The following is a 25,671-nucleotide window of genomic DNA, read 5'->3' on the forward strand; positions in this document are numbered from 1 at the left end:
TCTAGCGGCGGGTAATGTGCTTCACATTGTACTTACTGGTGTTCTGGTAGATCTCTGAGAAATCGACGATCGCCCGGTTCTGGGCGTAGCTGATCGACTGCACCCGCAGCAGGAGGCTGTTTGGCGCCACCTGCAGCAGCTCCGCCTGCTCACGGGTCGCCAGCACCGGGGTATAGCTGCGGTGGCTCTCGATGATGGTGATATGGCACTCTTTTTTGAAATAGTTGAACTTAGACTGCTCGAGGTTACCCACGCTGAGCCAGGGGAAGGTGGCGAAGGGGATATAGCTGTTTTCCACCAGGATTGGGACCTCATCGATCAGCCGCAGCCGTCTGACGTAATACACTTTCTCCCCCGGCTGGATCTTTAACTGCTGGGCAATGGCTGGCGGGGCATCAAGCAGCGTAAATTCAATAACTTTGTTACGGTAGTTGGTGACGCCCACCACCTGCATCTGGTAGTTAAAGCCCTCCAGTTCCCCGCCATGATAGTTACTTTTACGCACAATGCAGGTTCCGCTGCCGTGCCGCCGCGCGATCAGCTTTTCTTCCTCCAGTAGCGCCAGCGCTTTGCGCAGCGTCATCACCGAGACCTTCAGCTCCGCGGCGAGCGCTTTTTCGCTGGGCAGCATATCGCCGACGGCATAGTCGTCGCTGTTGATGCGGGTCCGCAGTTCAGTGGCAATCTTTTTATAAATCACTTTTAGATGTCTCGATGGAGTGGCGTTAGTCAACGGCAAGCATGAATAACTTCATGTAATTAAATGATTATTTTTATCTCTCAGCGAAAAAATCAACAATGACACATCTATAAATCACGCCATATTTATATATCTGTCCAGCAACAATATATATGACTTTCGTCACAGATGGCCCTTTTCCTGCTCGGGATCCCGGTGGTCTGCTCCTAGTCTGATAAGCCTATTCATCAGGTGATGACAGCGGTCTGCAAAGACGAGAGGACAACCATGATTGGAGTGAAAAAGCTTCAGGACTTTTCCAAGGCGATGATCGGGCCGGTACTGTATCTGCCAGCTATCGGCCTGTTGATCGCCCTGTTCAGCATGACGACCAACCGGCTGTGGGTGGATGAAAGCAGCGGGCTCTACCTGATGGGGAAATTTGTCTCCAGTATGCTCTGGGCGCTGATGAACCATCTTGGGTTTCTGTTCTGCCTTGGGCTGGCCAGCGGTCTGGCGAAAACCCGCAAGGCCGAAGCGGCCTTCGTGGCGGCCATGACCTGGCTGATGTACCTGGCGGCGAATAATAGCTGGCTAACCCTCACCCATCGCCTGGCGACCGGAACCACCAACGCGCAACTGTACGGCAGCGGACAAACTTTTATCTTCGGTTTTCAGGTTATCGATATGGGCGTATTCCTTGGGATTATCCTTGGCTGCGCTGTCGCCTTTGTCCATAATCGCGTGGTTGGGATTGAGTTTCGCGGCGCGCTGTCGATCTACGGCAACAGTAAGCTGGTGCTGATCGTGATGCTGCCGCTGGTTGGCATGTTCGCCATCGCCACCGTCTATCTCTGGCCGGTAGTGGAGCTGGGCATCTCGGCGCTGACCGGCTTTATGAAATCCTTTGGCGCCATCGGGGTCTTCCTGTACGGCTTTCTCAACCGGTTCCTGATCCCCACCGGGCTGCATCATCTGATCTGGTCGCCGTTCGTTTTTACCTCTATCGGCGGTCAGCTGCTGATCGATGGTCAGACCGTCATTGGCGCTAAGCCTATTTTCCTGGCCGAAATCGCCCGCCACCCCGTTGACGCGCTCAGTGATTCCGCCCGTTTCCTCACCTATGGGATGGTGAAGATTTTTGGCACCGCCGGCATGGCGCTCGCCTTCTACCGTACGGCGAAACCGGAGAATAAGCAGCGGTTGAAAGTCACGCTGATCCCCTTGATTGTTACCTCCGTCCTGGTGGGGATCACCGAACCTTTTGAGTTTCTCTTTATCTTCACCGCCCCATTGCTGTGGCTTATCTACTCCCTGCTGGACGGTTTTTTCCAGATGCTGGCCTGGCTGCTTCACGTCAGGGTCTGCGCCACTAACGGTCTCATCGATTTCGTCGTCTATAACCTCCCGGCGGGAGTCAGCGCGACGCGCTGGCCGGTGTTTGTCGCCCTCGGTCTGCTGGAAACCGCGACCATGTACCTGGTCGGCACCTTCTGTATTACCCGTCTGCGGCTGCTCACCCCGGGCCGCGAAACCGCAGCCGAAGATGAGCATTCGCAACAGGCTAATAGCGAGCATCCGGATAAAGGCGCGCTGGTGATTGCCGGGCTGGGAGGGAAAGAGAATGTCTGTGCGGTGGGCAACTGTTTTACCCGTCTGCGGGTTGATGTGCGGGACCCCGCCCTTATCCAGCAGACGCTGTTGAAAGAGAGCGGCGGGAGCAGCGTGCTGATTAAAGGAAACCATGTCCAGGTTATCTATGGCCTGGGAGTTAACAAAATTCGAACGGCGGTCAACGCCAGTCTGGGTGTTATTGAATAACGAGGTGGTAAATGAAAGATAATTTTGTGGTCACCATTGCCGGCGGCGGCAGTACTTATACCCCTGGGATTGTGATGATGTTACTGGAAAATATGTCGCGCTTTCCCCTGCGGGAGATCCGTCTGTATGACAACCATCACCAGCGTCAGAAGACTATCGGCGACGCCTGTGCCATCCTGGTGGCTGAACGCTTCCCACAGGTGAAGTTCAGCTATACCACCGATCCGCAGGCGGCCTTTACCGACGTCGATTTCGTGATGGCGCATATTCGCGTTGGCCTGTATGAGATGCGGGAAAAGGATGAAAAGATCCCGCTGAAATATGGCGTGCCGGGCCAGGAGACCTGTGGTCCGGGTGGGATTGCCTACGGTATGCGCTCGATTGCCGGGGTGCTGGAGCTGGTCGATTATATGCAGCAGTACGCACCAGGGGCCTGGATGCTCAACTACTCCAACCCGGCGGCTATCGTCGCGGAAGCGACCCGTCGCCTGCGGCCCGACGCGCGCATCATCAACATCTGCGATATGCCGGTGGCTATCGAGGGTCTGTTCGCCGACATCCTCGGCCTGCCGTCGCGCAAAGCGCTGAACGTTCGTTACTATGGCCTGAACCACTTCGGCTGGTGGACCAGCATCACCGATAAAGCCGGTAACGATTTGATGCCGGCGCTGAAGCGTCACGTGGCGGAGCAGGGATACAGCAGCCCAAAAGAAGACTTTCAGCATAAGGCGCCGAGTTGGATCGAGACCTTTAAAAAGGTGAAGGATGTGTTTGCCCTCGATCCGTCGACGCTGCCTAACACCTATCTGAAATACTATCTCTACCCGGACTATGAAGTGGCGCATTCCGACCCGGAGTTTACGCGGGCCAACGAGGTGATGGCCGGACGCGAAAAAGAGGTCTTTGATATGGCCCGGGAGATCACCCGTCGCGGCACGGCGGAAGGCGCGCATTTCCATGCCGGGGCCCATGCCACCTTTATCGTCGACCTCGCCTGCGCCATCGCCTTTAACACCCAGGAGCGGATGCTGTTGATCGTCGAGAACAACGGAGCCATCGCCAACTTCGATGAGACGGCGATGGTGGAAGTCCCCTGCCTGGTGGGCGTTAATGGTCCGGAACCGCTGGCGATGGGGAAAATCCCGTCATTCCAGAAAGGGTTGATGGAGCAGCAGGTGGCAGTTGAGAAACTGGTGGTTGACGCCTGGATTGAGGGCAGTTACCAGAAACTGTGGCAGGCCATCGCCCTGTCGAAAACGGTGCCCAGCGCTTCGGTGGCGAAAGCCATCCTCGATGAACTGATCGTCGCCAACGAAGGCTACTGGCCCGCACTGCACTGATCTTTTTCGTGATGGGTAAGATGCAGAGAATCCCCCTTCTCTGCATTTTTACCCGGTGTTTCCCCCGGTGGTGCATTCATCCTTAACCTCCGCCCCCGTGGGCAAAGCGAACCGCTCATTTCCCCTTCAGACCGGAGGTAAAAGGCCTCTATCTTCATTTTGCCCCGAACGTGACAATGAAATATAAATTCTATTCTTCAATATTATGGCGTAAAAATGTGATCTGCGTAGTATTCTTCGATTTACATTAACCCACTGAAAACAACATCATTATTACATCACTGTAAATTTAACCTGCTTTTCATGGGGATATACTCCCTTTAGCCTTTGTGATTGGCTTCATGCATTTACCATTCTGCAACACTGAATTGAAATTAAATTTTCATAATGTGATCTTGTTGCATGTTCATTCCATTTCTTTGTGCCATATTCTTACCACGGTAAATCGCCGGAGCGACAGCAACGTGCCACACCAGAGCGCTGTTCATCGGCAAATGTCGTCGCGACTGACGCACTAAAGACCGCTAACCCGCAAAGGAGAACGGATATCGACTACATCCATGTCAACACCAAGCCGTAAACCTCTTTGACCGCCATTGCTTAGCGTACCCTGCCTTGTGCTGAGCAATTACATAAAGAAGAAAATCATTTAATTCAGTTAGATACGACAACACAGGCGTGATAAATCCTGACTGGGGAGATGTATTTTTATCTTGTGTCGTTCAACAAAATAAAGGGACTACCATGTCATTTATAACAAACCTGAACCAGCAACAGAGAAAACGACTTCATCAGATCACCTTAGTGGCCACCTTCGGCGGCCTGCTTTTCGGTTACGACACCGGCGTTATCAACGGCGCCTTTTCCTCACTGAAGCAGTACATGGCGCTGACCCCAACCACCGAAGGGCTGGTAATGAGCGTTCTGCTGGTCGGCGCCGCGCTGGGCAGCGTGTTTGGCGGCAAATTTGCCGATTACTTCGGCCGGCGTAAATATTTACTCTTTCTCTCCTTTGTTTTTCTCATCGGCGCGTTGCTTTCCGCCGCGGCCCCCGATATCACTACCCTGCTGATTGCCCGCGCCCTGCTGGGCTATGCCGTCGGCGGCGCTTCGGTCACCGCCCCCACTTTTATTTCAGAAGTGGCGCCTACCGAGATGCGCGGCAAGCTGACCGGCCTGAATGAAGTCGCCATCGTCATTGGCCAGCTGGCGGCGTTTGCCATCAACGCGATCATTGGCATCATCTGGGGCCATCTGCCGGACGTCTGGCGCTATATGCTGCTGGTACAAGCGATTCCGGCCATCTGCCTGTTCGTTGGCATGTGGCGCGCGCCGGAAAGCCCGCGCTGGCTGATCAGCAAAAATCGTCATGATGAAGCGCTGCATATCCTCAAACAAATCCGCCCGGCGGAACGCGCGCAGAAGGAGTACGATGACATCTCTACCCTGATCAAAATTGAAGCTGGTAATAAGTACAGCGCCCAGAGCACCTTTGCGACGATTGTCAAAACACCCTGGATCCTCAAAATTTTGCTGGTCGGCATTACCTGGGCCGCACTGCAGCAAACCACCGGCGTTAACGTCATTATGTATTACGGTACGGAAATCCTGAGTGCCGCCGGTTTCTCAGAGCGTACTTCGCTGATCTGCAACGTGCTGAACGGTGTTTTCTCCGTGGGCGGTATGCTGATCGGGGTACTGTTCCTTGTCGACCGCTTCAAACGTAAGACAATCATCATCTACGGTTTCGCCATTATGGCAACCCTGCATCTGATTATCGCCGCTGTCGATTACACCCTGGTGGGTGACCTGAAAGCTACCGCCATCTGGCTGCTGGGCGCGCTGTTCGTCGGCGTGATGCAGGGCTCCATGGGCTTTATTACCTGGGTGGTATTAGCCGAACTGTTCCCGCTGAAATTCCGCGGACTGTCGATGGGGATCTCGGTATTTTTCATGTGGATCATGAACGCGGTGGTCAGCTATCTGTTCCCGCTGCTGCAGGCAAAACTGGGCCTTGGGCCAGTCTTCTTTATCTTCGCCGCCATTAACTATTTAGCCATTCTTTTCGTGGTCTTTGCCCTGCCCGAGACCTCTAATAAATCGCTTGAGCAGTTAGAAGCAGAGCTGTCAGCAAACCATGAAGATAAAAAATCCACTCGTCTCACCAGGGAGGTTGGTTATGATCGATAACATCACGCTGGATAATCTGCATATTGGCTGCAAAGCCAGTAATAAAGCGGAAGTCATCGCCATGATCGGCGCGGAGTTTAAAGCCAAAGGCTATGTCAATCAGGAATGTGTCCACTTTCTGCTGGAGCGTGAACATCAGGTCTCGACCTTTTTAGGCAATGGCATCACCCTGCCGCATTTGCCGAAATCCGCGACGGATATCATCCTTAAAACCGGGATTGAGATCTATCAGTTTCCTGATGGCGTAATCTGGGATCGGAGCAATGTAATGTTTATTGCCATCGGCGTGATCGCGAAAGAGAAAGAGCATATTGACGTACTCAAGGAAATTGCCTCGATATTTAGCGATGAGCTGATCGCTAACGCACTGTCATTAATCTCAGACAAACATGATTTCCTGAAAATTCTGCAGCATAACGCCTTGCCCCATTAAGTATGACACCGACCGGAGCTCTGGCCCCGGTCGGATTTTCACCCCTCGCCCAGCAAACATGGCGAATAATCTGATTCTCCCCGTTATAACCTCAATGGTAATAATAACCAGAGAAACCAACGTATTGCTACTTGCTTGAAGTACGCACGTTACCGCAGGTATCTCATAACTAAAATGTTATTAAAACAATGAGTTAAATATTCTCCAGGGCTACTGATCCTCAGGTTTATTGCTCGCGCTGATAGCGCCGTACGCCAGTGATTCCTGCGGTATTCCATTAGTTTTGATTTATATCAATACCTGTTCGATCGTTAAAATGCATTTTACAGCGCGATTATTTTTGCAGGGTGAATACGACATTGGTTTTACGATTGGGATATTTATTTAGCCGACCCGCAAGTCTGTGGGGATGGCTGATGTGTAATGCGTTTAACGGTATTGCGATTGTCCTCTGCTTTCGTGGCATAAGCATCGTCACCGGTTTCAGCGAGGCGATCTGGCAGGTCATCATCACGCTGGCTATTATCATATCGACCTGGTACAGCGCTAACTATTTTGCTGCGCTGGAAGCTCGACGCGATAAACGACGCTATCTGCTGCTGGCCTGGGTGGTCATAACCATTCTGTTGAATTTTATTCACCTTGGCGGTGGTTAACGCCATTTATTAAAGGATCATACCATGACGCTGGCGATGCTGTTGGTGCTTATCAGCCACCATAAAGGGCTGACGCTCTTGCTGATCGTAATTATTGCGCTGCTGTTTATTGCGCTCACTCCGCTGGTCAAAAAACTGTTGAGTCACCTTCACGATCGTTCCTGAATTTTCTTTTATGACCGCCTACAGGGTCCTTATCTTCGTCATCTCCGTTTATCCCGTCACCCGCTCCCCCAGCATACAGTTTGTGGCAACGCCAGAAAAAGAAATGAGAACCATTATCATAAAAGCTGTGCTAACGTGTCAGCCCAACAATAACGCCAGAAGCAACAAAACAGGGGGACAGACGAGGTGAAGTTGAGTTCAGGGAGCATCACAACAGGTCGTACGAGCGGGCTGCTGACGCTGGCGATTGGCGCACTCTTCTACAGCAGCGGCAGTATTGCCCGGCCGGATCTTCAGCCGCTGGGGCCGAACATTGCGGATAAAGGGTCGGCGTTTTACCACTTTACGCAACGCCAGTATGACTCTGCCGATGGCGAACGTCACTACCGGGTATGGACCGCAGTGCCGGACAAAGCCCCGCCCGCCGCCGGCTATCCGGTACTGTATATGTTGGATGGCAACGCGGTGATGGATAAACTCGACGACGCGTTTCTGCAGCAGCTCTTCGCCGGCTCCCCGCCGGTGATCGTCGCTATCGGCTACCAGACCGCGCTGCCCTTTGATACCGCAGCCCGCGCCTGGGATTACACCCCACCGCTAAAGACGCATGAGCCTCGCGCCGGGAAACCCGCGCTACCGCCGCGTAAAACCGGGGGCAATGATGTTTTTCGCCAGCTGCTGACCGAAACGATGGTTCCCCAGACGGAAGCTAACCTGAAAATAGATCCCCACCAGCGCGCTATCTGGGGCCACTCCTACGGCGGATTGTTTGTGCTCGACGCGTGGAGGAAGGCTTCGCCGTTCGGGATCTACTATTCCGCCAGCCCGTCGCTAGGTCAGGCCCTGCAATCGCCTTTGCAGGCAAGCCAAAGTCTTGATGCCGTCCGCTTTCGCGGGAAATCGCTGTACCTACTCGAGGGTGACGGTAAAGCCCGTGGAGAGCCGTCCGGGCACGAGGCCTCGCTTGAGGTGTTGCGTCAAACCCAACAGCAGCTTGCCAGTAAAGGGTTGACCGTAGCCTTCTGGCGCTACCCCGGTCTGACGCACGGTCAGATGTTCGAGGTCTCGCTGCGCTCGGCGCTGCTGCATCTTTCCGGGCAGGCAGCGCTTGCGCATCAGTAACGCCCTTACGCCCACCAGCGGAGGGTGGGCGCATCAGCGCCGGTCGGGCAGGTGTTTGATATCGACCGGCTCGCCGAACAGAAATCCCTGCATTTCGTCACATCCCTCCTCTTCGAGGATCTGCAGTTGTCCAGCCGTTTCCACCCCCTCGGCGATAAGCGGCGTATTGATCGAATTGCCCAGCGAAATAATGGCTCGCACGAATGAGCGTACCTGAGGGTTGCTCTCCACATCTGTCATAAAGCTGCGGTCGAGTTTGATGACGTCGAAATGAAAATCGCGCAGCATGCTCAGGGAGGAGTAACCGGTGCCAAAGTCATCCAGCGCAATACTGATCCCCATTTTTTGCAGATGATGCAGAACGCTGAACGCCAGCTGTTTATTGATCACAAACGCCGTTTCGGTGACCTCAAACTCCAGCAGACTGACCGGGTAGGCGGTACGCATCAGGATCTCGCGGACTTTTTCGATAAAGCTACGATGACGCAACTGCACCGGAGAGATATTGACCGAAACTTTTCTGTTCAAACCATTTTCCAGCGATTCGTTACACACCTGCTCGAGCACCCAGTAACCTAAGGGCACGATGGCGCCGCTCTCTTCGGCGATGGGAATAAACACGTCCGGCGGGATCGTCCCCAGCTGCGGATGCTGCCAGCGCAGCAGCGCCTCGTAACCGGTGATGCTACGATCTTTGATGTTGCGGATAGCCTGATAGTGGAGCGAAAACTCCCCGGCGTGAATACCGCGCCGGATATCGGCGGCCATCATATTGCGCTGCCGCGTCTTGTCATCCATTTCACGTTCATACCAGCAAATCTTATGGTCGAGGCTGCTTTTTGCCCGATACATAGCCAGATCGGAATTGCTCAGTATCGTATTAATATCCGTGCCGTCCTCCGGGTAGACTGAGATGCCAATGCTGGCGGAGAGAACCACTTCCGTCGCGGCAAACGTCTGCTTACCGCTGAAGCAGCGCCACAGGCGCGCAGCAAAGGCATCCACTTCACCCTCATCGGAAAAAGGTTTAACGGCCACAAACTCATCGCCGCCGAAGCGGGCGACCATCTCCTCCTTCTGCAGCGTTTTGAGCACGGCGCCCGCCACGCGCTGCAGCAGCTGGTCACCAATCAGATGGCCCTGCAGATCGTTAATCTCTTTAAATTTGTCTAAATCGATCGTGAAAATGGCAAAGCGGCGGGCATCATTTCCAGTGATCAGCTTCTCCACCCGTTCAAAAAACTCCACCCGATTGGGTAAACCGGTTAACGCATCGTAGCGCGCCATCCAGGCGATGCGGTCGTTAATCGCCTTCTGTTCACTAATGTCGCGGGTAATTTTGGCAAAACCCAGCAGGGTGTTCTGCTCATCGCGGATGGTATCGATCATGACATGCGCCCAGAATCGGGACCCGTCTTTGCGATACCGCCAGCCTTCCCCTTCAAACTGCCCGCTACGCAGGGCGATTTCCAGGTTTTTTGCGGGTACACCGGAGAGTTGCTCAGCTTCGCTATAGAAGAGACCGAAGTAGCGACCGATGATCTCGTCGCTCAGGTACCCTTTTGCCCGGCGGGCGCCCTCATTCCAGCTAATGACCGTGCCGTCGGCGCTCAGCATATAGATGGCATAATCTTTAACGCTTTCAATAAAGTGGCGATAGGCAATATCCGTCAGGTGATCGTTACTCATGGTACAGCGCTCTCTGTGGCTCGGTCGTGGCAAAACGCATTAGATATAGCAGAATTACGCCTATTAAGAATACAAGGATATGGCCTTTTGTTGGCCTCTTTCTGACCCGGACACCGCAGTAGTCGCGGCGGACGCTCTCATTAAGCGTAGTGGACCAGGCCGTCCGAAGGAGTGATATTCCCCGCGATTTTTGCACTTAGGTCGCCCACTAATAGTTACTTTTATTGATTAAAAAGTTTGATTGAAAGAATAAATAAAAGGAGTAATGTTAATAATACTTTCTATGGAGGTTAAATATGTTGCGTGATTATTTAAAAGTGGAAAAAGAAGACCAGCTTGTTGAACAACAGAGTCGGCATGACAATAGCCAGCATTATTCTTCGGTGACCGAATGGGTTATTTTAAGTAAAGATGGCCATCGCAAAGGCCGGGTATCCCTGTTTGACCGCTTCACCACCCGCCGCTCCTGGAGCGACAGTTTCCGCATTACGCAGTTCGATAATGCGGGTAAAGTGGTGGTGGATAAACTCACTGACGCGCTGTAAATCCTTCGGATTCCCGGCCTGACGGGAGAATATTAATACGCAAAATTAACACCTGCATAAAATATATTGATGCGTCGCCATCATGTTATTTTCTTTCTGCATACCGATAATCTAATGGGTAATTTTCGCCATGGTGCACAGCGCGAATTTTTAACCCGAAAAAATGCTGAATATAAGCCCGCTGGTCGGGCTTTTTTGCATGGTGCTAGCCATCCACGCCACAAAATGCCAAGGACATCCCGCGCTGGATTGTATACGATGTATATACGAATCATTACGGTATATATCTATGGGAATCGTCAAAATCTCCGATCTGCTGCACGATGATATTCGTGATGCCAGCAAAGCCATGTCCCGCTCCGTCAATGCCCAGGCGGAATACTGGATCCGTCTGGGCATGATGAGCGAACTCTACCCTGAGCTTAACCACCAGCAGATCAAACTGCTGATGCTGAAATCCGGCTCTGACCGTCTGCTGGAGGTGATCAATGCCATCAATAATCATTAAAACCGCCGACGAACTCGCCCGGCAGCGCCATGCCGGCCAGCTGCTGGCGTCAGTGTTTGATATGCTGGATACTTTTATCGTTCCCGGCGTAACGACGATGGCGATTAACGATCGAGTGGAAGATTTTATCGTCAACCAGCTGCACGCCCGCCCGGCCAGCAAGGGGCAATACGATTTTCCCTATGTGTTGAACACTTCCATTAACGATGTGGTGTGCCACGGGATCCCCAAAGCGACCGAACATCTGCGCTCCGGGATGATTGTTAACGTCGATATCACCCTCGAGAAAGCGGGCATGATTGCCGACTCCAGTAAGATGTACCTGATAGGCGATGTCTCCCCGCTGGCCCGCCGGCTGGTAAAGACTACCTATGAAGCGATGTGGAAAGGCATTGAGGTGGTGAAGCCTGGCGCGACGCTGGGCGATATTGGCCACGCTATTCAGCGCTGGGTGGAGGAACATGGCTATAGCGTGGTCAGAGAATATTGCGGTCACGGCATCGGTCAGGAAATGCATGAGGAACCGCAGGTGCTGCATTACGGCCGCCCCGGAGAAGGCGCCGTGCTGCAGGAAGGCATGGTGTTCACCATTGAGCCGATGGTCAACCAGGGCGACAGCCGTATCAAAACCAAAAAAGATGGCTGGACGGTGGTTACCCGCGATAAAAAACTCTCCGCGCAATGGGAGCACACCGTGGCCGTCACCGCCAACGGTTTTGAGGTGCTGACGTTACGCGACGATGAACAGTCGCGGATCCGCTGAGTTGCTTCCCTTTCTCTATGACGGTGGGCCGCTTTCCGATCCCGGAGCTCGCTTGGGCGCCAGACGACACCTGATTCTGCCGCCGGGCGGCGGCAATAATTGTTTTCATGAATGATTTTCTGCGCGCGCGTCTGCCCGCTGGTTATGGCTGATGCGCGCGTAAACCGCACAACGGTTTATCCTTTACCTCCTTGCATCAGCTTACTCTTCATTGCCTTTATCCCGCCTTAGCGATAGCGAATAATGACATCCGCTTCGCTATGCTGCGCATTTCGCCAGTGAATACTGACCTCACCACGATTGTCCAGCATGGCGTAGCGAGGACGGTTGTTTGTCAAGGCGACCTGTTCCGGTGAATGGTGCTGGCACGAGACATCGATACGATCGTGCCGGGGGGCGATAACACAGGCCGGATTGATGACCCGTCCTGAAAAATGAACCTGGCCGGAAAGCGCAGCAGACGACGCCAGCGGCGCCAGGCACAGACATAGCAGAGCGAGACGAAATGGAGACATAGCAATCTTCCTTGATAACGGGTGACACTGCGCGGCACAGCATCGTTTCTGTGCCCTACAACCTGCGGCTTCCTGCCGTCACTCCACGCTACTGCAAAATAGCGGCAGCGTAAATGATTATTCCGGGCCACCCGGTCAACTGCCGGGATTAACAGCAACTTTTTCGTAAAATTTGCTCAGAACAGTTATCTCCCGGAAATAATGCATTATACGCATGGGACTCTTTTTAATATTTAATGAGATTATACTTACACCAAAAAATAAATAATGTTACAGCTTAACACATCTTATCAATGGGCCTTTACGATGTTCTCCGTATAATCCCGCCCCCGACGGTAATATACATTAGCGATGCTTACCGTTTTTTGTGAACAGAAATAAAAAACATGCTTTAAAAATGTTAAATGCTTTTGTTAACTTGTGATTATTTAATAAGGTTTGAGTATGAAAGAAAAAGGCACCCTGCTGGTTGTTGGTTCACTGCTGGCCTTAAGTCTGGCTACTGTGACCACCGCCCGCGCGGCGGGTACACTGAATTTCACCGGTAAAATTATTAACGAGTCCTGCCAGATCGCCAATAACGGTGGCGATGTTAATGTCGATTTTGGCAACGTCGATATGTCGGCGCTGAAATCCCATGAAGCGAAAACCGCAGAAACGCCGTTCACCATCAACCTCACCGGCTGCCCACTGGCGCAGAACATCAGTATCAGCCTGGAAGGTACTCCGGATACCAACGCTAACGGCACCAGCGCCGCCGTGCTGGCGCTCTCCGACTCCGCGGATACCGCCAAAGGGGTGGGCATTGAAGTCTTCTCTTCCCCTGACGGCTCAACGGAAGGCACTCAGCTGACCTTTGACAAGCAGAGCAAAACGGCGGTTTCGCAAGCCGACGAAAACGGTGATATTGCATTTAACTTTATTGCCGATGTGAAGAGCGATTCCTCACAGGATGTCACCGCCGGCAATATTAATGCCACGGCCAATATTGATATTGTGTACGAATAGAATGTCCTGATTGCCACTTTTCCAAGGGCAGCGTCCCCCTGCCCTTATTCTCATTCCTCGTGACCGGATCCTCAATTATGCAGTGTTATAAAGCGGCTTTTATCCTGAGCCTTCTCTTTTGCCCGTTCCTGGCGTCTGCCGCCGGGGTTGCCATTGCCGGCACACGTGTCATTTATAATGAACAAAGCCATGAGGCAGACATCACGGTAAAAAACACCAATCCTCACGATCCGGTGCTTATTCAGAGCTGGGTAGACGATCTGGCTGATAATAATAAATCACCGTTTATCGTCACCCCGCCATTGTTCCGTCTGGATGCCGGAGACAGCAACGATCTGCGCGTGTTATTAACCTCGCCGCAACTGCCCTCTGACCGTGAGAGTTTATTCACCCTGAATATCAAAGTGATTCCCGCCAATACCGCGCCGGCTGGCGAGAACATTCTGCAATTTGCTATTAAGAATCAACTGAAGCTCATTTATCGCCCGGCAGGGCTCCCTGGCTCGGCGCTCGACGCGGCGCAGCACCTGCGCTGGCGGATCAGCGGCAACCACCTGCAGGCGGAGAATGCCTCCCCCTATTATGTGACTATCACCACGCTCACCTGCGCGGGCCAGAACCAGAAAACGCCGCTTGAGCGCAGCGTGATTGCTCCTCACAGCCGTGAAGAGTATGCCCTCCCCGGCGAGGCCTGCGCCCGCGAGGTGAGCTGGCGCATTCTGGATGACTTTGGCGCTGTGCAGACGTTTAGCGCCCCCGTTTCGGCGCACTAAGCGTCTGATGTCGCGATGCGCCACGGCCCGGCTCATACCGTTACCGTCGTCAGCCTCTCCATCCTGCTGGGCGGACAGAGCGCGCTCTTGCACGCCCAGGCGACCTTTAATATGGATCTGCTGGAGAAAAACGACCATTTGCCGGCAGTGGATCTGCAACGCTTCAATCAGCAGGCGGGCCAGCCGCCAGGCGCCTATCCGGTGAGCTGGCAGGTCAACGGCGTCACGCTGGACGCCCGTAAGACCGTCACGTTTCGCCAGAACGATCGCGGACAGCTCACGCCCTGCCTTAAGCCGGAAGATCTGCTGCAGGCCGGAGTTAACCCGGCCGTGCTGTCTCAGGCGCCCAGCGCAACGTCCCGCTCATGTCCCGAACTCAACGCGCTGCTGCCGGGCAGCACGGTCAATTTCGATTTTGCTCATCAGCGGCTGGTAATGACCATTCCTCAGGCGCTGATGACGCACCGGGCGAGGGATAATGTTCCCTCTGCGCTGTGGGACGAAGGTATTAGCGCCTTTCAGAGTAACTATCGTTATTCAGGCGCCAGCCAGCGTACCCGCGAGGGCAGCACCGAGCGCGATAACTATCTGATGTTGAAAAGCGGCGTGAACCTCGGCGCCTGGCGCCTGCGCGCCAGCAATAGCCTGACCGCCAACAGCGATGATAAGCCCCAGTGGACGACCAGCGGCGCCTGGCTTGAGCGCGACCTGACGCGCTGGCAGAGTGAACTGACCCTCGGGGATACCTTCACGTCGGGCGATGTGTTTGACGCGGTACAGTTTCAGGGAATATCCCTCGCCTCCAGCGATGCAATGCTCCCGGACTCGCAGAAAGGTTTTGCCCCGACCATCCGCGGGATTGCCAGAACCAACGCCCAGGTCACGGTTCGGCAAAATGGCTACGTGCTGTATCAAACCTACGTCACCCCCGGCGCGTTCGTGATTGACGATCTTTATCCCACCGCCAGCAGCGGCAATCTTGAGGTTGCCGTCAAAGAGTCGGATGGCGAAATCCGCCGCTTCACCCAGCCGTATGCTTCGGTGACCAGCATGCAGCGCGAAGGCAGCCTGAAATACAACCTGGTCGCCGGGCGCTACCATAGCGACGATGCCAGCCAGCGGCCGTTGATGATGCAGCTGTCGCTGATGCGCGGGTTCGCCCATAACCTGACGCTGTTTGGCGGACTGCAGAGCGCGGCGCAATACCATAACCTCTCGCTCGGCGCAGGACAGGGTTTGGGAGAAGCCGGGGCGCTCTCGCTGCAGCTGTTAAACGCCCGCGACCGGCACCAGCAGGATCCGATCGATGGCCGGGCCTGGCAGCTCCAGTACAGCAAAGGTTTTGATCGTCTCGGCACGCAGTTGACTTTCACCGGCTGGCGTTATTCGCATCAGCGCTATGCCACGCTGAGCGAGGCGTTTTCCAGCCCGGGTAGCGACGACGACCTGCAGGATAGCGACAACAAAAAAGCAACCCTGCAAATCACCGCCAGCCAGAGCCTGCCGTACGATATCACCCTCTATCTGAGTCTCGACCAGGACAGCTACTGGTCAGGGGGCGCCACACAGCGTACCGCCAATATGGGGATCAGCAGCCGGGTTCACGGTATCGCGTGGTCGCTCAGCTACAGCGACTCCCGCAGCAGCCACGGTGACGAGGAGGATGACGAGCCGCATTCCGACAAAGTGGTGACGTTGTCACTTTCCGTGCCGTTGAGCCACCTGCTGCCGGGGAGCTATGCCGGCTATACCCTGACCTCCTCCCGCCACAGCGTTGGTAGTCAGATGGTCAGCCTCAACGGCACATTGCTGGACAATCACGCGCTTAGCTACGCCGTCAGCCAAACCCGCGATCGGCAAAACGGGTCCAGCGGCAGCCTGACGGCCGGGTACAGCAGTGGAAGGGGCGATCTGAATCTCGGCTACAGCCACGATTCGCAGGCCGCTCGTCTGAACTACGGCGCCAGCGGGGGCATTCTGATTCACCGCCACGGGGTAGTCTTTACGCCGGAAATGAATGGCGCTGTCGTCCTGATTGACGCCGGTGGCGCAGGGGGTGTGACCCTCGCCAACCAGAAAACCATCGCCACCAATGGTGACGGGTACGCCGTGCTGCCCTTCGCCACCGCCTATCACCGCAACGACGTCTCTCTCGACAGCCATTCGCTGCCGGAGAATGTGGATCTGGCCAACAGCACCGTGACGCTGGTCCCTACCAAAGACGCGGTGGTTCTGGCGCGCTTTCACACCCACGTTGGCTATAAGGCGCTGTTTACGCTGCAGTCGCGGGGACAACCGCTGCCCTTTGGCAGCGAAGTACGCGCTAAGGACACCAACAGCATCGTTGCCAGCGAGGGTCAGGTGTACCTGGCCGGCCTGGCGCCAAAAGGCACCCTTTATGCGCAATGGGGGCCGGGCCCTCAGCAGCGCTGTAGCGCCCGCTACGATCTCACCCCGACGCTGGCGCAGACCCCCCATCCACTCATTTTACAGCAGACGTTATCATGTCCTTTTTAACTCTCCTGCGTCGGGTCGCCCTGACGCTGTTATTTATTCTGTTACCGGCCGCCAGCGGATGGGCCTGTACGCCAGTGTTTGTCCGCGGCCAGGCCTCCACCCTTCGGCTGAACGTGGGGCAGCTCACGGTTCCGGCTGACGCCAGACCCGGCACCCCGCTGTATCATAAAAGTTTCGCCTGGAACCGCCTTAGCGACGGCGGCGAACAGTGGATCCGCTGCGCGGACGATCCGCACGGGCTGTCACCGCTGCTGCTGGACAGTCTGCTGTCCGGGGGAGTGACGCGACCGACGGTTTATCAAACTAACCTCGCCGGCATTGGCGTTCGCGTATCGCTGCGCGCTATCGGCGGCTATGGCGGCTTTCCTGACCGGCCGACGCCCTCGCCGTTTAGCCAACGGGTGGACAATCCCGCCGCCTTGCCCGATGCGGTGTGGAAACTGGGCTATTTCCGCCTGACGATTGAGCTCATTAAAACCGGTCCCGCGGCGACGCCGGGCGAGCTTGAGTATCACAGCGAGCGCTTTTTAATGGCGGAGCATACCCCGCTGGCCGCGTTAGACTTAACCGGCAGGATCAGCACCGCGGGATGTTCAGTGAATGACGCCACGCCAGCCCTGATCAAGCTCCCTGCGGCGATGCTTGACCACTTCGGCGGCGTCGGCAAAACCACCGGCGACACCCCTTTCGCGCTGCAGCTGGATTGCAACAGCGCGGTCACGATTTCCCTGCGAGTTGACGGCGCGGAGCCCCTCTCCGCCCGGGGGCATGGCGTTCTGCGCAATGACGCCACCGACGATCGGGCGCAGGGTATCGGCGTGCAACTGCTTTACCATCGCCAGCCGGTCGCCCTGAATCATGAGATGACGCTGGGCAGCGCGAGTGCGGGCCGGTTTATCCTGCAGCTCACTGCCCGCTACTACCAGACCCGTCCCCGGATCACCGCCGGTCAGGTGTCGGCCGTCGCGACCTATACCTTACATTATGACTAGGTGATGGCGATCCGACGGATGAAGGAATTGCTCTGACCCACGAATCGTAAGAGAATAGCGCCTACACGCGACGATCTGAGTACACGGGAGTTCATCATCAGCCATTCTCGTCGATTCCCCTTAGCCAGCAAAGTGGCGCTGGCAGGCGCGGCGCTCATCGCCGCTGGCATGCTGTTCAGCTGCACCAGTAAAGCCCCTAAATCCCTTGTCACGCCGCCGAACGCTGCCGCCGTCAAAGCTGGGCAGGCGCACCGGGAGCCGGTGCGCGGCGTGTGGCTCACCACCGTTTCGCGCCTTGACTGGCCGCCGGTCGGGTCGATTATCGCCAGCACGCCGGAGAGTCGCATCACGCAGCAGAAGCTGGCGCTGATCGCTAAACTCGATAACCTGCAGCGCCTGGGGATCAACACCGTCTTTTTCCAGGTGAAACCGGACGGTACGGCGCTCTGGCGGTCGGATATTCTGCCGTGGTCCGATATGCTGACCGGCAAAATCGGCGAATACCCTGGCTACGATCCGCTGCAGTTTATGCTGGATGAAGCGCACAAGCGCGGCATGAAGGTTCACGCGTGGTTTAATCCCTACCGCGTCTCGGTCAACACCAAACCGTCGACGATTGCCGAGCTGAACAACACCCTTACTCAGGTACCGGCCAGCGTGTTCGTCCTGCACCGTAACTGGATCCGCACCGCCAGCGATCGCTTTGTTCTCGACCCGGGCATTCCCGAAGCACGGGACTGGATCACCAGCATCGTCGCTGAAGTGGTGCAGAACTACCCGATTGACGGCGTGCAGTTCGACGACTATTTCTATACCGAAACCGCCTCTTCCCCGCTTAACGACAACGAGACTTTCCGCCGTTACGGGCAGGGCTATGCCTCGAAGGGCGACTGGCGGCGGCATAACACCCAGCAGCTCATAGCCCAGGTTTCCACTACTATCAAAAAGCTCAATCCGAACGTCGAGTTTGGCGTGAGCCCGGCGGGGGTGTGGCGCAACCGCTCCCACGATCCGGCGGGGTCGGATACCCGTGGCGCGGCCGCCTATGATGAGTCCTATGCCGATACCCGCAGCTGGGTGCAGCAGGGACTGCTCGACTACATCGCGCCGCAGATCTACTGGCCGTTTGCCCGCGATGCCGCGCGCTATGATGTGCTGGCCAACTGGTGGGCCGAGGTGGTTAAACCGACGCATACCCGGCTGTATATCGGCGTGGCGCTGTACAAGGTGGGTGAACCGTCCAAAAATGAGCCTGACTGGACGGTGGACGGCGGCGTGCCGGAGCTGAAAAAGCAGCTCGATCTCAATGAGACTCTGCCGCAGATCCAGGGCACCATCCTGTTCCGCGAAAACAACCTCAATCAGCCGCAAACCCGGCAGGCGGTTAACTATTTGCGCAGCCGCTGGGGGCAGCCGCAGAGCTAGCCGCCAGCCGGCTCTGCTATAGCGCCTGCAGCCCTTGCTGCAGGCGGGCGTGCAGCTTCAGCATGTTCTCTGTAATGGCCTGCCAGACGTGGCTGGAAAAGTCCGCCGGCAGCGTCCGGCGAGCGCTTTCGATTGCCTGCGGCACATGCCCGGCAAACTCCTGGAGGATCGCCAGCATCTGCTCCAGGGGAAAGTTCACCGCTTTGGCCGTCGCCAGAAAATGACGCGGATAGATGGCGTTAATCTCTGTTTTACGCCCTTTTGTGGCATTGAGCCCCATCGACAGCTTCAGATCGCGCAGATGCAGTCCCGTGCCGCCCAGCACCGGAAACGCCGAAATAATGTCGTAGAACGGTGTTAAGCGGTAGCTGCCGCCGGGCAACAGGTAAATTGAGAAGTTTTTTGCGTGACCGTCCGTCGCCCCCGTCAGCCACTGGAAGACCATGAACTTCATAAAGTCATAGCGATCTTTCAGCGCTTCACTCGAGCCCAGCAGAAAGGTCATGATCGCGGCGATACCCGGCCCGCCGTCAGACTCATATTTCATCGCTGAAGGAAGACCAAAAGCCTGACACAGATCCTCCTGCGGCAGACGCAGCAGCACCCGTCCCTCCTGCGCCCAGCGCCGGTCGAAGCGGGTTACCGCCAGGGCGCGGATCCGCGGGGTGGTGATGATCTCCGCTTCCGGCACCGCCAGGCCCAGTTCTCTGGCCAGCGCCAGGCACAGATACTCATTATCCACGCTTTCACGCAGATCCAGCGTCGCATTGGGCTGCTTGATCTCGCCGATGGGCAGCTTAATGATATGCGTGGTCGGCGTGGCGCCCTGCGGAATACACCACTGCTCGCCCATCCGCAGCAGCGCCGTTTTCTCCTGGGCGCCGGCCACCGAGATACGGAAATCGTCCTGGCTGGTAATCATCCCGAGGGGGATATCCGACTGGTAAGCGGTCAGCAAAGCGGTGAGCTGCGCCTCGTCCAGCGTCTGCCAGCGTAATCCTTCCAGGTGCGCCTCTTCCCCCGGCGGCAGGAGGGTCACCGCCCCTACGCTATCCCGCCCGACTTCGGCCAGCAGATCGAACGGCTGCTTCGAGCGCGCCTGATAGCGCCTGACGATCCGGTCGCGGACCTGCGGGCTGTCGGGCAGCAGGTTATCAAAATAGTGATACACCGCGTCGGCAGTGATATTGCCATACTGCAGCGGCAGTGAGAGGGAGAGCGGTCTGGCGCGCGGGCTGCGCAGCCACTCTTCGTCATAGCGAAAACTGTGCGCCCCGTTAGCCTGGCGGGTTAAGGTTCCCACGCGCACATTGTTCATCCAGGTGGTAAGCGTCGCCATTACCAGTCAAGGTCCGTGTTGTTATCGGGAGCCGGCGCCGTCTCAGCAGCTTTGGCGTTCAGCGTCATCACCACCCCCAGCGACTGGAGGATCTTAAACAGCGTGGTTAAGGTGGTTTTGTCGGGGTGATTTTCAAAATTGGACAGCGTGGCCTGCTTAATGCCGATCCGCCTGGCCAGCGCATCCTGGGTCCAGTGGTTCTGCTGGCGCAGCAGCTTCAGGTAATTGGCCAGCTGCACGGGACTGTATATCTGCGGGGAATTCATCGCCTTGTTCCTCACCATCATTTATCCCCCTGTCGGGATAAACTTGGTTTTATACCCTGTAGGGGATAATGTCAAGGTTATCCCCTGGTGGGGATAGGAGAATAATTATCCTTGTGTGGGGATAAAACAGGAAGGATGATCGCCGGAGCCATCTGTACATGCCCGGTGGCGGCTGCGCCTTACCGGGCCTACGGGGCTGTCTATGCCCGCTCCGTAACGCTCCAGACCGGGCAAGCGCAGCGCCGCCCGGCAGCGGGCAGCCGGCTTAGCTGCCGCGGTAGGTCGACCACCCGCCCGGGGCGATGAGAAACGGCAGATGGAAATGGTCCTCTGCCGCCTCGCCGATAACAAAATCAATCTGCGCCCGGGTAAAGACGCTCTCGCGCCCGGCGCGGGCAAACCACGCCCCGGTTTCCGCTGTTAAGCAATAGCGCCCCGCCGGCAGCGGCGCGGCGCTAAAGGTGGCGATACGCCCCTGGGCGTTGGTCACCAGATTCGCCAGCGTCTCGCCCTCCCGGCTCAGGCTGACCGTTACGCCTTCTGCCGGCGTACCGGTGGAAATATCCAGAATATGGGTGCTCAGGGTGCTCATTCGCCAATCACTCCTTCCAGTCTTAACATCGTAATCTCTCGCAGCTGGGCAAGCGCCTCGGCCACTTCTTCGTCGGCGGTATGCTGCAGCCGGCGCGTCAGCGCCTGCAACATCTCATCGCCGCTGCGCCCTTTGGCGCGGATTAAAAACACCCGGCCAAAGCGGGCTTCGTAGCGGGCATTGCCCTCCCGCAGGGCCTGCGCGAGCCGCTCATTCTCGCTGTCCACCGCCGACTGTTCCTGGCGCGACAGCGCCGCGTGCGCCTGGCCGCCGGTCGGCTTCTCACCGATCCGCGGATGGGCGCTGAGCGCCGCGTTCAGCTCGTCCTCTCCCCAGTTAGCCATCGCCTTACGGGCGGCCTGCAGCAGCGCATGGCGGCTGGCGAAAGGTCGTAAGCTCACCAGCATCTCGCCCCAGGCCGGGATCGCCACGCAAGGGGCCAGCAGCCCCGCCGCCTCATCTTTGCTCAGGCTGTTAAACTGACTCAGCGCGATCATCCTGACTCCTTAACGATTTCGTCGCCGCCTGCTCCTGCGGCAGAATAAGGTTCAGCGCTATCGCTACCAGCCCACCGCTGGTGGCCGCCGAACCGAACAGATCGCCGACCATCGGCGGAAAATGGCTGAGAAACGCCGGCACCGACTCCACGCCAAGACCCGCGCCAAACGCCAGCCCCACGATCAGCACATCGCGACGGCTCAGCGGGGTCTGGGTAATAATCCGGATCCCGGCCGCCACCACGCAGCCAAACATCACCATCGTGGCGCCCCCCAGCACCGGCGCCGGGATCTGCCGCAGCAGTTCGCCCACCGGGGGAAACAGCCCGAGCAGGATCAGAATCACGCCAATGTAGCGTCCGACATAGCGGCTGGCCACCCCGGTCATCTGGATCACGCCGTTGTTCTGCGCGAAGGTGGTGTTCGGAAAAGCACAGAGCATGGCCGCCACCATACAGCTGACGCCATCCGCCAGGATACCGCCCTTCAGCCGGTTACGGAAAGCGCGATCGTCAACAGACTGTTGCGAAATCAGCGAGTTGGCCGTCAGATCGCCCACCGCCTCCAGAATACAGACCAGCGACACCAGGGCGACCGGCAGAAATATCGCGCTGTTAAACTGAAAGCCGAACGGAAACAGCGTCGGCAGGCGAAACAGAGTGTCGCCCAGGCTGTGAAGATGGAACTGACCGCTCAGCCCCGCTGCGATGCAGCCCACGGCAATGCCCACCACCACCGAGGAGAGCCGCAGCCAGCGGTTTTTGGCGCAGCTCAGCAGGACGATAACCCCGAGGGTGCCCGCCCCGAGCGCGATATTGCTCATGCTGGCGAAATCCTCGGCCTTTTCCCCACCGCACCAGTTGATGACGCTGACCTTGATCAGGCTGATGCCGATCAGCGCAATCACGCTGCCGGTAATGATGGGAGTAAAGATTTTCTTCAGCGGTTCGATAAAGCGGCTGACAATCACCGGCACCAGAGCGGCGACAAAGTTAACGCCAAACAGCATCGCCATCATATCCTGCGGCCCGCCGCCCTGGGCTTTTACCCACATCCCTCCGGCCACCGTCACGCCGAGGAAGGCAAAACTGGTGCCCTGCATGCAGATCATCCCGGCGCCGATGCCCCATACCCGATTGGACTGCAGAAAAGTGCCAATGCCCGAGGCCATCAGCGACATACTGATGAGATACGGCAGCCAGTCGCCAAGCCCGAGGGTAGCGCCGATGATCAGCGGCGGCGTGATGATCCCCACCAGGCCCGCCAGCACATGCTGGAGAGCGCTGAAAAAGGCCGGAAGCGGTGGGATCCGCTGTTCAAGGCCGTAAAGCAGGCCACTGTGATGTTCGTCAGACATAGTGATATCCCGTAGCAAAGAGAAGTGCATGGGCTAGTGCACAAAGCAGGCCAGAGACGACAAAAGGGCACCAATAAATTTATTATCACTCCAAAATCATCAACTTAGATTACGCTCGTGATGCATCACCCCTCTCCGCTGCTGAACCAGGCGTCTGAAACGATAGATTCTTAATGCAACATACAGAAACTTTTGATTCATAAAAAGGCAACCAATACCTCACATTGCACCGATGCGGTGCGTCATGAGCCATCGCTGTGCCTCAGGCAGGCGGTTTTCCTCCCTCCAGCGAACTGGTACGCAAATTGCTGTAGTCAGTCACAACATCGGGAGAAGGAGAAAAAAATGAAAGCAATCGTGATTGGCGCCGGCATCGGCGGTTTAAGCGCGGCAGTGGCGCTCAAACAGTCGGGGATCGACTGCGACGTCTATGAAGCGGTGAAAGAGATCAAACCGGTCGGCGCAGCGATTTCCGTGTGGCCCAACGGCGTGAAGTGCATGGCCCACCTCGGCATGGGCGACATCATGGAGACCTTCGGCGGGCCGCTGCGCCGGATGGCGTATCGTGATTTCCGCAGCGGCGAGAACATGACCCAGTTCAGTCTCGCCCCGCTGATCGAACGCACCGGCAGCCGCCCCTGCCCGGTCTCCCGGGCAGAACTGCAGCGGGAAATGCTGGATTACTGGGGACGGGACAGCGTGCAGTTCGGCAAACGCGTCACCCGCTGTGAAGAAGACGCCGACGGCGTGACGGTATGGTTTACCGACGGCAGCAGCGCCAGCGGCGATCTGCTGATTGCCGCCGACGGCAGCCATTCCGCACTGCGTCCGTGGGTGCTGGGCTTTACCCCGCAGCGCCGCTACGCCGGCTACGTCAACTGGAACGGCCTGGTGGAGATAGATGAAGCGCTGGCCCCCGGCGACCAGTGGACCACCTTTGTCGGCGAAGGCAAGCGCGTCTCGCTGATGCCGGTCTCCGCCGGCCGGTTCTACTTTTTCTTTGATGTGCCGCTTCCGGCGGGTCTGGCGGAGGATCGTGACACCCTGCGCGCTGACCTCAGCCGCTACTTTGCCGGCTGGGCGCCGCCGGTGCAGAAGCTGATCGCCGCCCTCGACCCGCAGACTACCAACCGCATTGAAATCCATGATATCGAACCTTTCAGCCGCCTGGTGCGCGGCCGCGTCGCGCTGCTCGGCGACGCCGGACACAGCACCACCCCGGATATTGGCCAGGGAGGCTGCGCGGCGATGGAAGATGCAGTGGTGCTGGGCGCCGTTTTCCGCCAGACCCGAGATATTGCGGCCGCCCTGCGCGAGTATGAAGCCCAGCGCTGCGACCGGGTTCGTGACCTGGTGCTGAAGGCGCGCAAACGGTGCGATATTACCCACGGGAAGGATATGCAGCTCACCGAAGCCTGGTACCAGGAGCTGCGCGAGGAGACCGGGGAGCGCATTATCAACGGCATGTGCGACACCATCCTCAGCGGGCCGCTGGGCTGACCGTCGCCATGGATTCGATCACCGCACTCAGCGTCTGAATGGCCATTTGCGCGGGCCGCGAAAGCTGACGCGAGGGCGCAGTACACAGCGCCAGGGTCAGCGGTCGCAGCAGCGTACTGCGCAGCGGGACAAAGGCCAGCTGTCCACACTGGACCTCGTCCAGCACGTCGAGCAGGCTAAGGAGCGTCACGCCGCTGCCGCGCAGCACCAACGACTTGATAAGCCGGATATCATTGCAGCTGATGGTATTCTCCGGCGCAAAGTCATGGTGGCGATAGAGGAGCGCCACCCGCTCATGGACGATCAACGGCGCGCCGGGCACGATATGCCGCTCCAGGCTGAGCTCGCCCAAAGACAGCGCCTTCGCCCCCGCCAGGGGATGGTCCGGACGCATCACAATCCCCACCTCCAGTTCGGCAAAGGCCAGCACGCTGAGTCCAGCCTGCCCCTGCGGATCGAGGATCAGGCCGACGTCCAGGTCCGCCTGACGCACTTTCTGGCTGACGGTGTGGCTGTCAGCCACCTGCAGATCCAGCTCCAGCCACGGCCAGCTGGCGATGATCTCCGCCAGCGCGGCGGCGAAGCCCCCTTCCGCCAGCGCCTGCACCATGCCAACGCTAACGCTTCCGCGCTTCATCCCCTGCAGCTCATCGAATTTCTGCCGCGTCTGGCGAAACTCCTTTTGCCAGCGCAGCAGGTTGTCATACAGCAACTCACCGGCGGTGGTCATCCGCAGTCCCTCCGACAGGCGCTCGAACAGCGGGGTGCCGAAGGCCTCCTCGGCCTGCAGGATCTGGCGGTTAATCGCCGAGGCGGAAATATGCAGCTGCTCGGCGGCCCGGCGCAGGCTGCCGTAGCGGGCCACGGCGATGAAATAGTGCGCGAAACGGGAAAATGGACTCATGGCGCCCCTGTACTCTTTTTTGCAACAGCAGAGTGAATTAATGGTGATGGATGTGAACACCCTAATATGACAACA

At 57.0% G+C, this 25,671-nt stretch carries 25 protein-coding genes; 16 read left to right on the plus strand and 9 right to left on the minus strand.

The genetic code is table 11. The features are described 5' to 3' along the window. Window position 1: 1 nt before the first annotated feature. On the minus strand, window positions 2–700 hold the full coding sequence (locus KB892_RS12215) for a GntR family transcriptional regulator (RefSeq protein WP_002904825.1): 699 nt from the start codon (window positions 698–700) through the stop codon (window positions 2–4). Between the two features lie 267 nt (window positions 701–967). Here KB892_RS12215 and KB892_RS12220 point away from each other — a divergent pair, with 267 nt between their 5' ends. The 7 genes from KB892_RS12220 to iroE all read left to right on the plus strand — a co-directional run bounded on the left by KB892_RS12220 (window position 968) and on the right by iroE (window position 8,406). Then, a complete protein-coding gene (locus tag KB892_RS12220; protein WP_004199860.1) occupies window positions 968–2,500 on the plus strand; it encodes a PTS transporter subunit EIIC in 1,533 nt (510 codons plus the stop codon). A gap of 11 nt (window positions 2,501–2,511) precedes the next feature. After that, window positions 2,512–3,840, plus strand: coding sequence for a 6-phospho-alpha-glucosidase (locus KB892_RS12225; protein WP_004143438.1), 1,329 nt, complete (start codon window positions 2,512–2,514; stop codon window positions 3,838–3,840). 744 nt (window positions 3,841–4,584) lie between these two features. Continuing rightward, a complete protein-coding gene (locus KB892_RS12230) occupies window positions 4,585–6,030 on the plus strand; it encodes a sugar porter family MFS transporter (protein WP_004143440.1) in 1,446 nt (481 codons plus the stop codon). Further along, window positions 6,020–6,463 carry a PTS sugar transporter subunit IIA gene (locus KB892_RS12235; RefSeq protein WP_002904819.1) on the plus strand — a complete coding sequence of 148 codons (444 nt, stop codon included), beginning with the start codon at window positions 6,020–6,022 and terminating at the stop codon, window positions 6,461–6,463. Before KB892_RS12230 ends, KB892_RS12235 begins: the two co-directional genes overlap by 11 nt. A 416-nt stretch (window positions 6,464–6,879) precedes the next feature. Then, window positions 6,880–7,119, plus strand: coding sequence for a hypothetical protein (locus KB892_RS12240; RefSeq protein ID WP_004143442.1), 240 nt, complete (start codon window positions 6,880–6,882; stop codon window positions 7,117–7,119). Between the two features lie 24 nt (window positions 7,120–7,143). Then, a complete protein-coding gene (locus tag KB892_RS12245) occupies window positions 7,144–7,284 on the plus strand; it encodes a hypothetical protein (protein ID WP_002904814.1) in 141 nt (46 codons plus the stop codon). A gap of 186 nt (window positions 7,285–7,470) precedes the next feature. Beyond that, complete coding sequence (gene iroE, locus KB892_RS12250; protein ID WP_004148380.1) at window positions 7,471–8,406, plus strand: siderophore esterase IroE; 936 nt, start codon at window positions 7,471–7,473, stop codon at window positions 8,404–8,406. Window positions 8,407–8,439: 33 nt separating this feature from the next. On the opposite strand, the gene KB892_RS12255 is transcribed toward iroE, so the two are convergent. Continuing rightward, the gene (locus tag KB892_RS12255) at window positions 8,440–10,095 is read right to left on the minus strand and encodes a putative bifunctional diguanylate cyclase/phosphodiesterase (protein ID WP_004199859.1); all 1,656 of its coding nucleotides are present in this window, start codon (window positions 10,093–10,095) and stop codon (window positions 8,440–8,442) included. Between the two features lie 296 nt (window positions 10,096–10,391). On the opposite strand from KB892_RS12255, the gene KB892_RS12260 reads away from it, so the two are divergent. The 3 genes from KB892_RS12260 (at window position 10,392) to map (ending at window position 11,911) form a co-directional block, all read left to right on the plus strand. Then, a complete protein-coding gene (locus KB892_RS12260; RefSeq protein WP_004199858.1) occupies window positions 10,392–10,640 on the plus strand; it encodes a hypothetical protein in 249 nt (82 codons plus the stop codon). A gap of 289 nt (window positions 10,641–10,929) precedes the next feature. Then, the gene (locus KB892_RS12265) at window positions 10,930–11,148 is read left to right on the plus strand and encodes a ParD-like family protein (protein WP_002904808.1); all 219 of its coding nucleotides are present in this window, start codon (window positions 10,930–10,932) and stop codon (window positions 11,146–11,148) included. Next, on the plus strand, window positions 11,129–11,911 hold the full coding sequence (map, locus tag KB892_RS12270; protein WP_002904806.1) for a type I methionyl aminopeptidase: 783 nt from the start codon (window positions 11,129–11,131) through the stop codon (window positions 11,909–11,911). The genes KB892_RS12265 and map overlap by 20 nt, the downstream gene beginning before the upstream one ends. A 227-nt stretch (window positions 11,912–12,138) precedes the next feature. Here the strand turns inward: map and KB892_RS12275 are convergent, their stop codons facing one another. Continuing rightward, window positions 12,139–12,426 (minus strand): hypothetical protein, encoded by a 288-nt coding sequence (locus tag KB892_RS12275; RefSeq protein ID WP_002904804.1) that lies wholly within the window; start codon window positions 12,424–12,426, stop codon window positions 12,139–12,141. Window positions 12,427–12,870: 444 nt separating this feature from the next. Here KB892_RS12275 and KB892_RS12280 point away from each other — a divergent pair, with 444 nt between their 5' ends. The 5 genes from KB892_RS12280 to KB892_RS12300 all read left to right on the plus strand — a co-directional run bounded on the left by KB892_RS12280 (window position 12,871) and on the right by KB892_RS12300 (window position 19,141). Then, entirely contained in the window at window positions 12,871–13,434 is a 564-nt protein-coding gene (locus KB892_RS12280) for a fimbrial protein (protein WP_004199855.1), read from the plus strand. A gap of 77 nt (window positions 13,435–13,511) precedes the next feature. Then, window positions 13,512–14,207 (plus strand): fimbrial biogenesis chaperone, encoded by a 696-nt coding sequence (locus KB892_RS12285; RefSeq protein ID WP_004199854.1) that lies wholly within the window; start codon window positions 13,512–13,514, stop codon window positions 14,205–14,207. A 15-nt stretch (window positions 14,208–14,222) separates the two neighbouring features. Continuing rightward, window positions 14,223–16,724 (plus strand): fimbria/pilus outer membrane usher protein, encoded by a 2,502-nt coding sequence (locus tag KB892_RS12290; protein ID WP_004199853.1) that lies wholly within the window; start codon window positions 14,223–14,225, stop codon window positions 16,722–16,724. After that, window positions 16,712–17,716: a fimbrial protein gene (locus tag KB892_RS12295; RefSeq protein WP_004199852.1), complete on the plus strand. Its 1,005-nt coding sequence runs from the start codon at window positions 16,712–16,714 to the stop codon at window positions 17,714–17,716. The genes KB892_RS12290 and KB892_RS12295 overlap by 13 nt, the downstream gene beginning before the upstream one ends. A 132-nt stretch (window positions 17,717–17,848) precedes the next feature. Then, window positions 17,849–19,141, plus strand: a complete 1,293-nt coding sequence (locus tag KB892_RS12300) for a glycoside hydrolase family 10-like protein (protein WP_002904794.1) — start codon at window positions 17,849–17,851, stop codon at window positions 19,139–19,141. Between the two features lie 16 nt (window positions 19,142–19,157). Here the strand turns inward: KB892_RS12300 and KB892_RS12305 are convergent, their stop codons facing one another. The 5 genes from KB892_RS12305 to KB892_RS12325 all read right to left on the minus strand — a co-directional run bounded on the left by KB892_RS12305 (window position 19,158) and on the right by KB892_RS12325 (window position 23,192). Further along, the gene (locus KB892_RS12305; protein WP_004199851.1) at window positions 19,158–20,480 is read right to left on the minus strand and encodes a type II toxin-antitoxin system HipA family toxin; all 1,323 of its coding nucleotides are present in this window, start codon (window positions 20,478–20,480) and stop codon (window positions 19,158–19,160) included. After that, window positions 20,480–20,746 carry a type II toxin-antitoxin system antitoxin HipB gene (gene hipB / locus KB892_RS12310; RefSeq protein ID WP_002904790.1) on the minus strand — a complete coding sequence of 89 codons (267 nt, stop codon included), beginning with the start codon at window positions 20,744–20,746 and terminating at the stop codon, window positions 20,480–20,482. The genes KB892_RS12305 and hipB overlap by 1 nt, the downstream gene beginning before the upstream one ends. A gap of 265 nt (window positions 20,747–21,011) precedes the next feature. Further along, complete coding sequence (uraH, locus tag KB892_RS12315; protein ID WP_002904788.1) at window positions 21,012–21,338, minus strand: hydroxyisourate hydrolase; 327 nt, start codon at window positions 21,336–21,338, stop codon at window positions 21,012–21,014. After that, entirely contained in the window at window positions 21,335–21,835 is a 501-nt protein-coding gene (gene uraD / locus KB892_RS12320) for a 2-oxo-4-hydroxy-4-carboxy-5-ureidoimidazoline decarboxylase (RefSeq protein ID WP_002904787.1), read from the minus strand. The genes uraH and uraD overlap by 4 nt, the downstream gene beginning before the upstream one ends. Continuing rightward, window positions 21,813–23,192, minus strand: a complete 1,380-nt coding sequence (locus KB892_RS12325; RefSeq protein WP_004199850.1) for a nucleobase:cation symporter-2 family protein — start codon at window positions 23,190–23,192, stop codon at window positions 21,813–21,815. Before KB892_RS12325 ends, uraD begins: the two co-directional genes overlap by 23 nt. A gap of 345 nt (window positions 23,193–23,537) precedes the next feature. Between KB892_RS12325 and hpxO the strand changes: the two genes are divergently transcribed. Then, on the plus strand, window positions 23,538–24,692 hold the full coding sequence (gene hpxO, locus KB892_RS12330; protein ID WP_002904783.1) for an FAD-dependent urate hydroxylase HpxO: 1,155 nt from the start codon (window positions 23,538–23,540) through the stop codon (window positions 24,690–24,692). Here the strand turns inward: hpxO and hpxR are convergent. Beyond that, complete coding sequence (gene hpxR, locus KB892_RS12335; RefSeq protein WP_004199849.1) at window positions 24,673–25,596, minus strand: LysR family hpxDE operon transcriptional regulator HpxR; 924 nt, start codon at window positions 25,594–25,596, stop codon at window positions 24,673–24,675. The genes hpxO and hpxR overlap by 20 nt on opposite strands. Window positions 25,597–25,671 lie beyond the last annotated feature (75 nt).

The organism is Klebsiella sp. P1927 (assembly GCF_018204675.1).
GTDB lineage: Bacteria > Pseudomonadota > Gammaproteobacteria > Enterobacterales > Enterobacteriaceae > Klebsiella > Klebsiella pneumoniae.

Bases quoted from the DNA above. Each gene is read 5' to 3' on its own strand.
- KB892_RS12220 (WP_004199860.1), top strand. From the start codon at position 968: ATGATTGGAGTGAAAAAGCTTCAGGACTTTTCCAAGGCGATGATCGGG.
- KB892_RS12225 (WP_004143438.1), top strand. From the start codon at position 2,512: ATGAAAGATAATTTTGTGGTCACCATTGCCGGCGGCGGCAGTACTTAT.
- KB892_RS12230 (WP_004143440.1), top strand. From the start codon at position 4,585: ATGTCATTTATAACAAACCTGAACCAGCAACAGAGAAAACGACTTCAT.
- KB892_RS12235 (WP_002904819.1), top strand. From the start codon at position 6,020: ATGATCGATAACATCACGCTGGATAATCTGCATATTGGCTGCAAAGCC.
- KB892_RS12240 (WP_004143442.1), top strand. From the start codon at position 6,880: ATGTGTAATGCGTTTAACGGTATTGCGATTGTCCTCTGCTTTCGTGGC.
- KB892_RS12245 (WP_002904814.1), top strand. From the start codon at position 7,144: ATGACGCTGGCGATGCTGTTGGTGCTTATCAGCCACCATAAAGGGCTG.
- KB892_RS12255 (WP_004199859.1), bottom strand. From the start codon at position 10,095: ATGAGTAACGATCACCTGACGGATATTGCCTATCGCCACTTTATTGAA.
- KB892_RS12260 (WP_004199858.1), top strand. From the start codon at position 10,392: ATGTTGCGTGATTATTTAAAAGTGGAAAAAGAAGACCAGCTTGTTGAA.
- KB892_RS12265 (WP_002904808.1), top strand. From the start codon at position 10,930: ATGGGAATCGTCAAAATCTCCGATCTGCTGCACGATGATATTCGTGAT.
- map (WP_002904806.1), top strand. From the start codon at position 11,129: ATGCCATCAATAATCATTAAAACCGCCGACGAACTCGCCCGGCAGCGC.
- KB892_RS12275 (WP_002904804.1), bottom strand. From the start codon at position 12,426: ATGTCTCCATTTCGTCTCGCTCTGCTATGTCTGTGCCTGGCGCCGCTG.
- KB892_RS12280 (WP_004199855.1), top strand. From the start codon at position 12,871: ATGAAAGAAAAAGGCACCCTGCTGGTTGTTGGTTCACTGCTGGCCTTA.
- KB892_RS12285 (WP_004199854.1), top strand. From the start codon at position 13,512: ATGCAGTGTTATAAAGCGGCTTTTATCCTGAGCCTTCTCTTTTGCCCG.
- KB892_RS12290 (WP_004199853.1), top strand. From the start codon at position 14,223: ATGCGCCACGGCCCGGCTCATACCGTTACCGTCGTCAGCCTCTCCATC.
- KB892_RS12295 (WP_004199852.1), top strand. From the start codon at position 16,712: ATGTCCTTTTTAACTCTCCTGCGTCGGGTCGCCCTGACGCTGTTATTT.
- KB892_RS12305 (WP_004199851.1), bottom strand. From the start codon at position 20,480: ATGGCGACGCTTACCACCTGGATGAACAATGTGCGCGTGGGAACCTTA.
- hipB (WP_002904790.1), bottom strand. From the start codon at position 20,746: ATGAATTCCCCGCAGATATACAGTCCCGTGCAGCTGGCCAATTACCTG.
- uraH (WP_002904788.1), bottom strand. From the start codon at position 21,338: ATGAGCACCCTGAGCACCCATATTCTGGATATTTCCACCGGTACGCCG.
- uraD (WP_002904787.1), bottom strand. From the start codon at position 21,835: ATGATCGCGCTGAGTCAGTTTAACAGCCTGAGCAAAGATGAGGCGGCG.
- KB892_RS12325 (WP_004199850.1), bottom strand. From the start codon at position 23,192: ATGTCTGACGAACATCACAGTGGCCTGCTTTACGGCCTTGAACAGCGG.
- hpxO (WP_002904783.1), top strand. From the start codon at position 23,538: ATGAAAGCAATCGTGATTGGCGCCGGCATCGGCGGTTTAAGCGCGGCA.
- hpxR (WP_004199849.1), bottom strand. From the start codon at position 25,596: ATGAGTCCATTTTCCCGTTTCGCGCACTATTTCATCGCCGTGGCCCGC.